Origin of the sequence: Polynucleobacter sp. MWH-Spelu-300-X4 (genome assembly GCF_018687515.1) — a bacterium.
Lineage (GTDB): Bacteria > Pseudomonadota > Gammaproteobacteria > Burkholderiales > Burkholderiaceae > Polynucleobacter.
Genome location: NZ_CP061294.1, coordinates 753079 through 765242, shown reverse-complemented (window position 1 = coordinate 765242; position 12164 = coordinate 753079). Strand labels below are relative to the sequence as shown.

The window sequence follows — 12164 nt, the reverse complement described above, 5'->3', positions numbered from 1 at the left end:
CGACTTATTTTTGCTTGAGCGGCTTCTGTCGTGTAGCGATGAATCCACCAATAAAAAGCGCTACGCCCGATAAAACTAAGCCCTGGGCTAGACCACCCTGCCCATCTGAAATCCACCCCACAATCGTAGGCCCCACAATCTGACCTGCGGCAAAAATACTGGTAAAAACAGTAATGCCACCCACCCAATCGGCTTGAGGCATATTGTGTTTAACAAAGGCTGTGGTTGATGCCACTGCGGATAAAAAGACGCCGCCAAATAAGAGGCCTGAGAAGAAGATCGCCACGATGGCTGCGCCATCCATCTGCGCCCCATAAATGGCTAAAAAGGCCGGTATGAAAGAAGCAATGCCTAATAAGGTGTTAAGAATAGCCAAAGATTGGCCACCTTTAAAGTGATCTAGCAACTTAGCCCATAAGCGAGAAGATGCCATGACCGCAACTCCTAGGAGTGCGTAGAAGAGATTTAAAGTGGCGCTCGCTAGCCCTAATTGTTTGAGCAAGGCCACCACAAAGGTCATGTAACCAATGTAGCCCACACCAAACATGAAGTAACCCGCCAAAATGGGTATGTACGATTGAATCGGCGTACCTGAGTGCCCTGCTTTTTTAGGCGGCACTGCCGGAATAGATTGCACCGGTTTAATCAGCAAGAGTGTGAGGATGATGCACATCATCGCAATGGCATACCAAGAGAGTTGCCATGAGTGCTGCCAATGAATATCCATGGCCCACTGCCCAACCAAAGGCAAAGTTAAGCTTGAGAGCGTGATGCCCAAACCAGGACCACCGTAGTAAATACCTAAAAGCAACCCTGACTTGTTAGCGTGAATACTGCCCAACTGCGCAGCCAGCACACCACCCGCCACAAAGACCCAGGCACTCGCAATACCGGCAATCACTCGGTAGATGAATAAAGCCACCGTCTGATCCGTGCAACCCGATAAAAATAGGAAGATAGCAGTAATAACGCAAGAAATAATAAAAAAGCGATTAACGGATATTTTCCTCATCATGACTGGGGAAGATAAGGCGCCAATGAGGTAACCAATCGCATTAGCCGTGTTCATGGTGCCAGCTACGAGATAAGACCAATCAAGGTCCTCCCGCATAACTGGGAGCAATAATCCATAAGAAAAACGGCCCAAGCCCAAGGCAATCGCAGAGCCTAGCGCCAAAGAAATAGCCGTTAAAAATGGATGTTTATTTGAGAACACAGTCACTCATTTCATAAAGTTTCTACAATATAAGGCATGAAAGAAAATAAAGCTTTAGATCTACTCCAAGTTTTTGTATTTGATGGAGCCCCAGTTAGGGGAGAAATCGTTCACATAAAAGACTCTTGGCAGGCCATTTTGGCCCGCAAAGACTATCCGCCAGCCGTTAAAAAGCTCTTAGGCGACCTCGTGGCTGCCGGCGTTTTATTAAGCGGCACCTTGAAGTTCAATGGCAGTCTGATTATTCAGGCGCAAGGAAATGGTGCGGTGCGCTTGTTGGTATTGGAGTGCAACGAGAACCTCGTTATCCGAGCCACAGCTAAGCTCAATGAGGACATTGATTTAGCAGATTTACCTGAAAATGCAGGTTTATCAGATTTAATTAATCCAGACGGCAACGGCAAATTAGTCATCACATTAGACCCAGCCGACCGTAAACCAGGCCAAAACCCTTACCAAGGCATCGTCGCTCTACATGACGGCACCAAGCCTGTCCAAACGATTGCTGAGGCCATATCGCTTTATATGAGGGATTCTGAGCAGTTGGAAACACGTTTATGGCTAGCAAGTGATGAAAATGCTTGTGGCGGCCTATTACTACAACGCCTACCTAATATGGGTGGCCAATTAAAGATGAGCGATGAGCTGGCTGCTGAAGGCTGGAGCCGCTTACAGATGTTGTCTGAAACCGTGACCAATGATGAATTGCTCACCTTAGAACCGCAAGTACTCATGAAGCGCTTGTACCTAGATGAATCGACACATCACGGTGTTCGTAGCTTTGATCAGCGCCCGATTCAGTTTGGTTGCCGTTGCTCACGCATCAAAGTAGCTGATATGCTAAAAATGCTCGGCGAAGAAGAAGTTAATAGCATCTTGGCTGAAAAAGCCACGGTTGAAACTAACTGCGATTTTTGTGGTCAGATTTATAACTTTGATGCAGTGGATTGCAAACAAATTTTTGCGAGCCCGACCTTAACGGGAGCTGTACAACAACCACCAAGATCAAAGCACTGATTGCTTAGCTTTGTTTGTTTAGCTTGATTGCTTAATTAGTGTTTGGCGACTTTGTTGTCGGATTTTGGATCTGTTTTAGCGTCTTTTTTCTCAGCAATGTCAGCAGCTGATTTTTTAGGGATAACCTGTACAAAGATTTCCCCTTCTTTACTCATGCCATGTTCAGCACGCGCACGCTCTTCAATCGCTTTCGTGCCATCTTTAAGGTCTTGAACTTCACCAGCTAATTTGGCATTACGCGCAGCAAGCGCTTCATTTTTTTCAGTCTGCTTAGTGACCTGGCGGTCCAACTCATAGACACGCAACCAACCACCCTTACCTAACCACAATGGAAACTGAATCACGATGAGAAGAGCCAACATGCTGTAAACAATAATGCGCATCTTGGCTCTTTTTCTCTTGGTTTTTCTTGATTGCTTTAGGCTCTTCTACAACTTACTTACGCAAGTTATAGAAAGTTGACTTACCTGGGTAAGTAGCAATATCACCTAAGTCTTCTTCAATACGAATTAACTGGTTGTACTTGGCGATACGGTCTGAACGAGACAATGAACCTGTCTTAATCTGACCCGCATTCGTACCAACAGCGATATCAGCAATCGTGCTGTCCTCTGTCTCACCAGAACGATGAGAAATCACAGCCGTGTAGTTAGCACGCTTAGCCATTTCGATTGCAGCGAAAGTTTCAGTCAATGTACCAATTTGGTTAATCTTGATAAGGATGGAGTTAGCAATACCTTTATCAATACCTTCTTTAAGGATCTTGGTGTTTGTAACAAATAGATCATCACCTACCAATTGGATTTTCTTGCCCAATTTCTGAGTCAATGTTGCCCAACCTTCCCAGTCGCCTTCATGCATACCGTCTTCAATTGAAACGATTGGGAATTTATCCGCTAAATTACCTAAGTAGTCAGCAAACTCTGATGAGCTTAATTGCAAGCCTTCACCAGATAAATGGTATTTACCATCTTTATAGAATTCACTTGCAGCGCAGTCCAAAGCTAATAAAACATCTTCGCCTGGTCTGTAACCTGCTTTTTCAATGGCCTGAAGCACTGTGTTCAAACATTCTTCATTGCTCTTGAAGTTAGGTGCAAAACCACCTTCATCACCAACAGAAGTTGGCATATTTTGGTCATGAATGATTTTCTTTAACGCGTGGAATACTTCTGCACCACAACGTAAAGCTTCACGGAAACTACCCATGCTCACAGGCATGATCATGAATTCTTGAATATCTAAGCTATTGTTAGCGTGCGCGCCACCGTTGACGATGTTCATCATAGGCACTGGCAATTGCATGGCGCCTGAACCACCAAAGTAACGGTATAGCGGCAAACCAGCTTCTTCAGCAGCTGCGCGAGCTACTGCCATAGAAACAGCTAATGTCGCATTGGCACCCAAACGTGCTTTGTTTTCAGTACCATCTAAATCAATCAAAGTGCGATCTAAGAAAGCCTGTTCACTAGCATCCAAACCCATGACAGATTCAGCGATTTCAGTATTGATATTTTCAACAGCCTTTAATACGCCTTTACCTAGATAACGCGCAGAGTCGCCATCACGCAACTCAATCGCCTCACGTGAACCTGTTGATGCGCCAGAAGGTACAGCAGCGCGACCCATTACGCCAGATTCAAGCAATACATCACACTCAACTGTTGGGTTGCCCCTAGAGTCCAATACTTCACGACCAATGATGTCAACGATAGCGCTCATGACTTCTCCCTAAACAATTATTGAAAATCTTTTTCTAAAAATACGTTGCCAGTTTTAACAACGTTATCAAGTGCCACTAATGTAGATAGCAAATCTTTCATTTTTCCTAATGGCACAGCATTCGGACCATCAGATAGCGCCTTAGCAGGATTAGGATGTGTTTCCATGAATAAACCACTAATGCCCACAGCCACAGCAGCACGTGCCAACACAGGCACCATCTCGCGCTGACCGCCACTACTCGTACCCTGACCGCCAGGCAACTGAACAGAGTGGGTCGCATCAAATACTACTGGCGCACCGGTTTCACGCATGATCGCTAGACTGCGCATATCAGAAACTAGATTGTTGTAACCAAAAGAAGCGCCTCGCTCACAAGCCATGAATAAATCTTCAGACAAACCCACTTCTTTTGCAGCCGCTCTTGCCTTATCGATGACATTCTTCATGTCACCGGGAGCCAAGAACTGGCCTTTTTTAATGTTGACTGGCTTACCACTTTGCGCACAAGCGCGGATGAAGTCAGTTTGGCGACATAGGAAAGCTGGCGTTTGAAGCACATCCACCACAGCAGCTACTGACTTCACTTCACTGATGTCATGAATATCGGTAAGAATATGCACACCGATTTCTTTTTTAACTTTAGCCAAAATTTCCAAGCCCTTTTCCATACCCAAACCACGGAATGAAGTGCCTGAAGAGCGATTCGCTTTATCAAACGATGATTTGTAGATAAACGGAATACCCAAGCTTGATGTAATTTCTTTTAACTGACCCGCTGTGTCCATCGCCATTTGCTCAGACTCAATCACGCAAGTACCAGCAATGAGAAAGAATCGTTTATCTAAGCCAATTTCAAAATCACATAGTTTCATGTTCTGTCCTTTTTAACTTTTCTTATACGCCTTTATGAAGCAACGCTGCCTTCACATAAGCTGAGAAAAGTGGGTGTCCATCACGAGGGGTTGATGTGAACTCTGGGTGGAACTGAACGCCGAAGAACCATGGATGCATTGTTGATGGCAATTCCATAATTTCTGGCAATTCTTCATTCGGTGTTCTTGCAGAAATAATTAAGCCAGCAGACTCTAGTTTCGGCACGTACACATTATTCACTTCATAGCGGTGACGGTGACGCTCGTTAACTTCTGGGCCATAAATCTTCGCTGCTAAAGTATCAGGCTTCACTGGGCAACGCTGAGAACCTAAACGCATCGTGCCACCTAAATTAGATGCTTCATCACGTTTTTCAAGGCGCCCTTCGCGATCCATCCACTCAGTAATCAGAGCAACCACTGGATTTGGACCTTCTGGCTCAAACTCCGTACTATTAGCACCAGTCAAACCTGCCATATGGCGAGCAAACTCAATCACTGCTAACTGCATACCCAAACAAATACCTAAATAAGGAATTTTGTTTTCACGTGCGTATTTAATGGCGGCAATCTTGCCTTCCGTACCACGCTTACCAAAACCACCTGGCACCAAAATGGCATCCAAGTTTTGCAAGCTAGATACATCGCCATGCTCTAAGTTCTCTGAGTCGATGTAACGAATCGAGACTTTGGTTTGATTATGAATACCTGCATGACGCAAAGCTTCAATCAAAGATTTATAAGACTCAGTCAAATCAACATATTTACCAACCATACCAATGGTGATGTCATGCTTAGGATTTTCCAAGCTATCAACTAAACCATTCCAAACAGATAAATCAGCTGGCTTTGGATTTAAACGTAACTCTTGGCAAATTAATTCATCAAGACCCTGCTCATGCAACATCTGAGGAATCTTGTAAATCGTGTCGACATCCCATACTGAAATCACAGCCTGTTCGCGCATATTGGCAAACAAAGAAATCTTGGCGCGCTCATCTTCAGGAATCGGACGATCTGCACGGCAGAGCAATGCCGTTGGCATCACACCGATTTCGCGTAATTTTTGTACAGAGTGCTGAGTTGGCTTAGTCTTTAATTCACCAGCGCTAGCGATATAAGGCACTAACGTTAAGTGCACAAAAGCTGTATCGCCTTGCGGCAAACGCAAGCTCATTTGACGAGCTGCCTCTAGAAACGGTAAAGACTCGATATCACCAACCGTGCCACCGATTTCGCAAATAGCGATATCAGCTTGGCCGTCATGACTGGCTTTTGCACCTTTTTCAATGAAATTCTGAATTTCATTAGTAATGTGCGGGATCACCTGAACAGTCTTGCCAAGGTACTCACCACGACGCTCCTTACGGATCACAGATTCATAAATCTGACCTGTGGTGAAGTTATTACTTTTACGCATCTTGGCAGATACAAAACGCTCATAATGACCCAAATCCAAATCGGTCTCAGCGCCATCCTCGGTCACAAAGACTTCTCCATGCTGGAAAGGACTCATCGTACCGGGGTCAACGTTGATGTAAGGGTCTAATTTTAAGAGGGTGACTTTTAGGCCGCGCGATTCAAGAATGGCGGCTAATGAGGCGGCTGCGATACCTTTCCCTAGGGAAGAAACCACACCACCAGTAACAAAGATGAATTTAGTCATCGAATATGCTTAGTGGGTAATACGCAATTATACCGACAGCCACAAAAAATGCTCAAAAAAACTAATTTATTCATTTCAATATAGCTAAGAGCCTTTTATTACTTAGCTAACAACCCTTAATAATTAGACCCAACAGTCAAGTTTTAGAGAAATTCGACACAATTTACTAACTATTAATTGAATTCACTAAATCGCGCCAACGTGGCATAACGCGTAAAGTGTTTTGAGTACAGATATGTTGTGTTTGACTAACTAATGCATCACGAAGCTGTGCCAACTCAGAAGAAATCTGAGGCAACTCGCCAGGCTCATTCCGAGAAACAACCTCACCTGACAACCATACCGGCGGAATATCTGGCGCATCTGTTTCTAAAACAATGCTGTCGGCTGGCAACTCTTTTGCTAAGCGTCTAATTTGAAGTGCTCTTGGGTGAGTCATCGCGCCACCAAAACCCATCACAAAATTAAGTTTCATGAAATTCTCAGCTTGCTGAAAACTTCCATTAAAAGCATGAGCAATACCACCTGATATTTTTTTAGATCTCAAGGCTTTGACAATGGCATCTTGAGAACGACGAACATGCAAAATAACCGGTAAATTAAATTGCTCTGCCAAAGCTAATTGCTCTTCAAAAAAATATGCTTGAACTTCGCCATCTAACTCCGGCACGAAATAATCTAAGCCAATTTCACCAATACCAACAAACCGAGGATCGTCCAAAGACATCTCAATAGCTTGCTTAAGCGTTGCAATATCTTGTTTCTGAGCTTGAGGCGTATACAGCGGATGAATACCCAAGGTGTAACAAGTTGCCGGCAGTTTGTGAGCGGCATGATGAGCCAGCTGCTTAACAGTGTTGAAATCTTTTGCCTGAACCGCCGGAATCAACACACCAGCAACTCCAGTTGCTACGGCACGCTCGATGACCGCCTCGCGATCAAGATCAAATTCGCTGGCATCCAAATGACAATGCGTATCTAAACACATTGCCATTAATTAAGATCCTTTTAAAACGCCGTGATGCAAATGCAAAATGCGATCACATCTCGCAGCTCTTAATGGGTCATGCGTCACAATCACAAAAGCCGTGCCTTGATTCTTAGCAAGGTCCAGCATTAAATCAAATACCGTATCAGCAGTTTCAGCATCCAGATTACCAGTTGGCTCATCAGCTAGCACGCAACTTGGTTTAGCTACCAAAGCTCTTGCAACAGCGACACGCTGTCTCTCACCACCAGACAGCGCGGCTGGACGATGGTCCACTCGATGCGACAAACCTACCTTGGACAACATTTCTTTAGCAGACTCACGAGCAATTTTTGAAGCAACGCCGCGAATCCGCAATGGCATGGCCACGTTATCTACCGCGCTGAACTCAGCCAAAAGATGATGGAATTGGTAAATAAAACCTAAATGTTGATTACGCAAATGGTTTAACTGCGCCTCAGATAAGTGGCTCAATGAATTACCCGCTAAAACCACTTCACCACTGGTCGCATGATCTAAACCACCCAGCAAATGCAATAAAGTACTTTTGCCTGAACCAGAAGCCCCAACAATAGCGACCTTCTCACCGGCATTGACTTCCAAGTTAATACCCTGCAACACATCCACCTTAGATGCGCCATGCCCATAGGTCTTCGAAATATTTTTCGCAACAATCGCTAATGTCATATCACTCATACCTCAACGCATTAGCCGGTTGGACTTTAGCTGCACGCCAACTTGGATATAAAGTTGCCAACAATGACAAACAGAAAGCCATTAAACCTACCGTGATCACATCACCACTTCTCACATCAGAAGGCAAGCTAGAAATAAAGTAAATATCTCTTGGAATAAATTGAACCCGAAAAATAGCCTCAATAACGGGAACAATCACATCAACATTCAAAGCCACAAGCAAACCTAAAAAGATACCGCCCAAAGTTCCTAAAGCTCCGATCATGAAACCTTGCGCAAAAAAGATACGCTGAATCATCCCAGCGCTAGCGCCCATGGTTCTCAAGATAGCGATATCGCCTTGCTTATCCGTCACCGTCATCACCAACGTAGATACCAAGTTAAAAGCAGCGACGGCAATAATGAGCGTTAAAATAATGAACATCATGCGCTTTTCAGTTTGCACAGCGGCAAACCAGTTTTTATTTTGGCGCGACCAATCCTTTACCCACAGACCCGGCAATTTGACCGCCAATTCATCGGCCACCTTGGCCGCAATTTGCATGTCATCCAACTTCAGTCTGAGACCTGACGGCCCATCTAAACGTAGTAACGCAGCCGCGTCTTTCCAATGAACCACAGCCAAAGTGCTATCAAATTCATAATGACCACTATCAATGACGCCAATTAATTTAAAGGCTCTCATGCGAGGCGTCATACCAGCAGGATTGATATCTCCCTCTGGCACCATGATGGTAATTCTGTCACCCAATTGCACACCTAAAGTCATGGCCAACTCAGAACCAAGAGCTAAGCCGAATTCCCCAGGGCGCAATTCATCAATAGAGCCTTGAATGAAGTGCTTAGGGATATCAGAAACATTTGATTCCATCACTGGATCAATACCCCTAATAGCAACTCCCCTCATCACATCCCCGCGGCTAATCAATGCCTGAGACATCACCATGGGAGCAGCACCTGTGACATGCGGGTGTGTTTTTACTTGTGCCATTAAAGGCTGCCAATCCCCTAAACCCGCTGGGGCATGAACCTCAATATGAGATAAAACGGAGAGCATGCGATCTCGCACCTCTTTTTGGAAACCGTTCATAACTGAAAGCACGACAATCAGTGCTGCAACCCCAAGGGCAATACCCACCATGGACACAGATGATATAAATGACAAAAAGCCATCTTTCGAGCCGGTTTCCTTGTTTTTACCGGCTTTCCTCCTAGCGCTGGTGTAGCGCCATGCGATTTCTAGTTCAATTGGCCAATGACTCATACCTACAGTTTAGTCGTGTCTTAGACATTAGGTCTAAATGCCCCCTAAAATTAGGGTTATGAAATACACACTCGTGATAATTGGCAAAGAAGATCAAGAACTCCTTGAGCGAGGTCTTCCTTACGAAAAGTTTCTTTTAGGTCCTAAAAACAGTAGTGCGCCACTAGAACTTTCTCAATATGAACCGAAGCTTAATCCGCTTAGCCACATTGCACGACTTGAGTTGGTTCACATTCATGCTGCCAGAGATCACTTGGTTTTAACCAACCCAAGCATCTTAGAGATTACTCTCGAAGAATCTGAAGCGCTGTATGAATCAGTCAAAGATATCTTGGCTGAAATATCGCCTACCCTATACCGCCCCCATCACTTGCCAGGTAAATGGTTTATTGGAGCGGAAAAACTAGCCTCACTCTCTACCGTCCATAGCGCACAAGCCGAAGGAAGAAATATCGATGTATGGATGCCCATCGATAATGAAACCGTTGGCTTAGCTAGACAGTGGCGCAAATGGCAAAACGACATACAAATGATTTGGTTTGATCACCCAGTTAATCAAGCGCGTCAAGCCAGCGGTTTATTGAGCATCAACTCCGTCTGGATTAGTGGCATTGGTTGCCTATCTGATATCCAGCCACATGTTGCCATCAAAGATGCGCAGCAGTTGCACAGCCAAGACAGTTATTTAAGTTTTCTTGCCAACCACCTCCAGAAAACACACCTAGCTCATTTAGAAACTCCAAGCTTTAAAAACACCTTATCTTTATTAGCCGAAGAAGATGCTCGGTCACATCAGATTTGGGATGCGGCCATTCAGGCTCTAAGATCCCAGGAAATTAACCGTCTAGAACTCATTGATTTCCCTGAAGGTGTCGAGCGTATTCGCACCATCACCTTAGAAAATTTACCTAAGAAAGGTTGGGCTTTTTGGAAAAAGGCTCACACACCTCGCCTTGAGGATATATTAGGTCAATCATGATGAAATTTATCGAACGCCCCTACTCAGAGCGAGAAGCCACTTGGCTTGAACAAAGTGGCGTCCATCCAGTTTTATCTAGGCTATTTTCCGCACGAGGTATTCACCAACCCGAAGAGCTAAGCCTTGAATTAAAACAACTCATTCCACCACAACAATTAAAAAACTGTGAAGCTGCTGCAGCTTATCTTGCTGATGCCATCAAAGACAAAAAGAAACTTTTGATTGTTGCGGACTACGACTGCGATGGCGCCACCGCATGCGCAGTAGGCATGCGTGGATTAAAAGCACTTGGTGCACCATTTGACATACAAGTCGACTACTTTGTACCCAATCGTTTCACCTTAGGTTACGGTCTAACGCCTGAAGTTGTTGAACTCGCAGCGCAACGCAATCAGAAACCAGACATTCTTATTACCGTCGATAACGGTATTGCTAGCATCGCCGGTATCGCTCAAGCAAATCAATTGGGTATGGAGGTACTGGTCACCGACCACCACCTACCAGCTGACCAACTCCCCGATGCCAAATGGATCGTGAATCCTAATCAACCGCATTGCCCTTTTCCAAGCAAAGCATTAGCTGGTGTCGGAGTAATGTTCTATTTATTAATCGCGCTAAGAGCTGAGTTACGTAAAAGAAATATCTTTACCGCCGAAAACCAACCACGTTTAGAAAATCTGCTTGATTTAGTGGCGCTTGGTACTGTGGCTGATGTGGCCTCTTTAGATAGAAACAACCGTATTTTGGTTTCGAACGGCATCAAACGCATCAAAAACGGCTTAATGCAGCCCGGCATTCGTTCTTTATATATTGTCGCTAGCCGTGATCCTTCTCGAGCCAGCTCTTTTGATTTGGGTTTTACTTTAGGCCCTCGTTTAAATGCTGCCGGTCGACTCTCAGATATGTCATTAGGCATTCAATGTCTTCTAACAGATTCCAATGAAGAAGCGATGCAATTAGCTCAAGAGCTTGATCGCATGAATCGAGAACGTCGAGGCATTGAAGCAGGTATGCAAGAAACTGCTTTAAATAATTTAATAGATATTGAAGTAGGCAACCAAGCCAGTCTTTGTTTGATGGATGAAACCTGGCACCAAGGTGTTATAGGCATCGTCGCTTCTCGCCTCAAAGAGCGTTTCCACCGCCCCACTTTAATCTTCGCACCCGGCGAAGAAGCCGGCATGAAAGTACTAAAAGGGTCTGGCCGATCCATTACTGGTTTTCATTTAAGAGATGCTTTAGATCTTGTTTCTAAAAAGCATCCTGAACTGATACTCAAATTTGGCGGCCATGCCATGGCAGCGGGACTCACCATTCATACTCAAGACTTCAAACGTTTCCAAGACGCCTTTGAATTGGTCGCTAATGAATTAATGACGGAAGAAACCTTAGAGCGCCAGTTAGTTCATGATGGCAACCTCCCGGCTGAGCTGATCGAACCACAATTAGGCACGCTATTGGCTGAAGAAGTTTGGGGGCAAGGCTTTCCTGCTCCAGTTTTTATGGGGCAGTTTGAAGTTTTAAGCCAAGCTCTTATTCAAGAAAAACACCTCAAACTCCAGTTAAAAGCCATTAAACCCAATGGAGAGCCCCATGGTAAAACCATCAATGCTATTTGGTTCTCCAGGGCTCAAACCCTGCCAAACCCTGCCAAATTAGCCTATAGACTCGTCACGGATCACTATCAAGGGGTTGCTAGAGCGCAATTACACATCGAGGCACTCGATGAAGCCTTATAATT

General features: G+C 44.8%; 11 protein-coding genes. 3 read left to right on the top strand and 8 right to left on the bottom strand.

Annotation, left to right across the window (positions count from 1 at the left end; all coding sequences use genetic code 11):
• Positions 1 to 4 precede the first annotated feature (4 nt).
• A complete protein-coding gene (locus ICV01_RS03965; RefSeq protein ID WP_251369387.1) occupies positions 5 to 1216 on the bottom strand; it encodes a YbfB/YjiJ family MFS transporter in 1212 nt (403 codons plus the stop codon).
• 36 nt (positions 1217 to 1252) lie between these two features.
• Between ICV01_RS03965 and ICV01_RS03960 the strand changes: the two genes are divergently transcribed.
• Entirely contained in the window at positions 1253 to 2233 is a 981-nt protein-coding gene (locus tag ICV01_RS03960) for an Hsp33 family molecular chaperone HslO (protein ID WP_215288826.1), read from the top strand.
• A gap of 35 nt (positions 2234 to 2268) precedes the next feature.
• Here ICV01_RS03960 and ftsB read toward each other — a convergent pair whose 3' ends face one another.
• The 7 genes from ftsB to ICV01_RS03925 all read right to left on the bottom strand — a co-directional run bounded on the left by ftsB (position 2269) and on the right by ICV01_RS03925 (position 9444).
• A complete protein-coding gene (gene ftsB, locus ICV01_RS03955; protein WP_215288824.1) occupies positions 2269 to 2616 on the bottom strand; it encodes a cell division protein FtsB in 348 nt (115 codons plus the stop codon).
• A gap of 52 nt (positions 2617 to 2668) precedes the next feature.
• A complete protein-coding gene (gene eno / locus ICV01_RS03950) occupies positions 2669 to 3955 on the bottom strand; it encodes a phosphopyruvate hydratase (RefSeq protein WP_215288822.1) in 1287 nt (428 codons plus the stop codon).
• 17 nt (positions 3956 to 3972) lie between these two features.
• The gene (gene kdsA, locus ICV01_RS03945; RefSeq protein ID WP_215288820.1) at positions 3973 to 4830 is read right to left on the bottom strand and encodes a 3-deoxy-8-phosphooctulonate synthase; all 858 of its coding nucleotides are present in this window, start codon (positions 4828 to 4830) and stop codon (positions 3973 to 3975) included.
• Positions 4831 to 4852: 22 nt separating this feature from the next.
• Positions 4853 to 6496, bottom strand: coding sequence for a CTP synthase (locus tag ICV01_RS03940; RefSeq protein WP_215288817.1), 1644 nt, complete (start codon positions 6494 to 6496; stop codon positions 4853 to 4855).
• A gap of 166 nt (positions 6497 to 6662) precedes the next feature.
• The gene (locus ICV01_RS03935; RefSeq protein WP_215289125.1) at positions 6663 to 7484 is read right to left on the bottom strand and encodes a TatD family hydrolase; all 822 of its coding nucleotides are present in this window, start codon (positions 7482 to 7484) and stop codon (positions 6663 to 6665) included.
• A gap of 9 nt (positions 7485 to 7493) precedes the next feature.
• On the bottom strand, positions 7494 to 8180 hold the full coding sequence (lolD, locus tag ICV01_RS03930) for a lipoprotein-releasing ABC transporter ATP-binding protein LolD (RefSeq protein WP_215288815.1): 687 nt from the start codon (positions 8178 to 8180) through the stop codon (positions 7494 to 7496).
• Positions 8173 to 9444: a lipoprotein-releasing ABC transporter permease subunit gene (locus tag ICV01_RS03925; protein WP_215288813.1), complete on the bottom strand. Its 1272-nt coding sequence runs from the start codon at positions 9442 to 9444 to the stop codon at positions 8173 to 8175. The genes lolD and ICV01_RS03925 overlap by 8 nt, the downstream gene beginning before the upstream one ends.
• Before the next feature lie 58 nt (positions 9445 to 9502).
• Here ICV01_RS03925 and ICV01_RS03920 point away from each other — a divergent pair, with 58 nt between their 5' ends.
• Positions 9503 to 10423 carry a hypothetical protein gene (locus ICV01_RS03920; RefSeq protein ID WP_215288811.1) on the top strand — a complete coding sequence of 307 codons (921 nt, stop codon included), beginning with the start codon at positions 9503 to 9505 and terminating at the stop codon, positions 10421 to 10423.
• Positions 10420 to 12162 (top strand): single-stranded-DNA-specific exonuclease RecJ, encoded by a 1743-nt coding sequence (gene recJ, locus ICV01_RS03915; protein WP_215288810.1) that lies wholly within the window; start codon positions 10420 to 10422, stop codon positions 12160 to 12162. The genes ICV01_RS03920 and recJ overlap by 4 nt, the downstream gene beginning before the upstream one ends.
• Positions 12163 to 12164 lie beyond the last annotated feature (2 nt).

Coding starts and splice junctions, on each gene's coding strand:
- ICV01_RS03920 (WP_215288811.1), top strand. CDS start 9,503: ATGAAATACACACTCGTGATAATTGGCAAAGAAGATCAAGAACTCCTT.
- ICV01_RS03940 (WP_215288817.1), bottom strand. CDS start 6,496: ATGACTAAATTCATCTTTGTTACTGGTGGTGTGGTTTCTTCCCTAGGG.
- ICV01_RS03925 (WP_215288813.1), bottom strand. CDS start 9,444: ATGAGTCATTGGCCAATTGAACTAGAAATCGCATGGCGCTACACCAGC.
- recJ (WP_215288810.1), top strand. CDS start 10,420: ATGATGAAATTTATCGAACGCCCCTACTCAGAGCGAGAAGCCACTTGG.
- eno (WP_215288822.1), bottom strand. CDS start 3,955: ATGAGCGCTATCGTTGACATCATTGGTCGTGAAGTATTGGACTCTAGG.
- ICV01_RS03960 (WP_215288826.1), top strand. CDS start 1,253: ATGAAAGAAAATAAAGCTTTAGATCTACTCCAAGTTTTTGTATTTGAT.
- lolD (WP_215288815.1), bottom strand. CDS start 8,180: ATGAGTGATATGACATTAGCGATTGTTGCGAAAAATATTTCGAAGACC.
- kdsA (WP_215288820.1), bottom strand. CDS start 4,830: ATGAAACTATGTGATTTTGAAATTGGCTTAGATAAACGATTCTTTCTC.
- ICV01_RS03935 (WP_215289125.1), bottom strand. CDS start 7,484: ATGTGTTTAGATACGCATTGTCATTTGGATGCCAGCGAATTTGATCTT.
- ftsB (WP_215288824.1), bottom strand. CDS start 2,616: ATGCGCATTATTGTTTACAGCATGTTGGCTCTTCTCATCGTGATTCAG.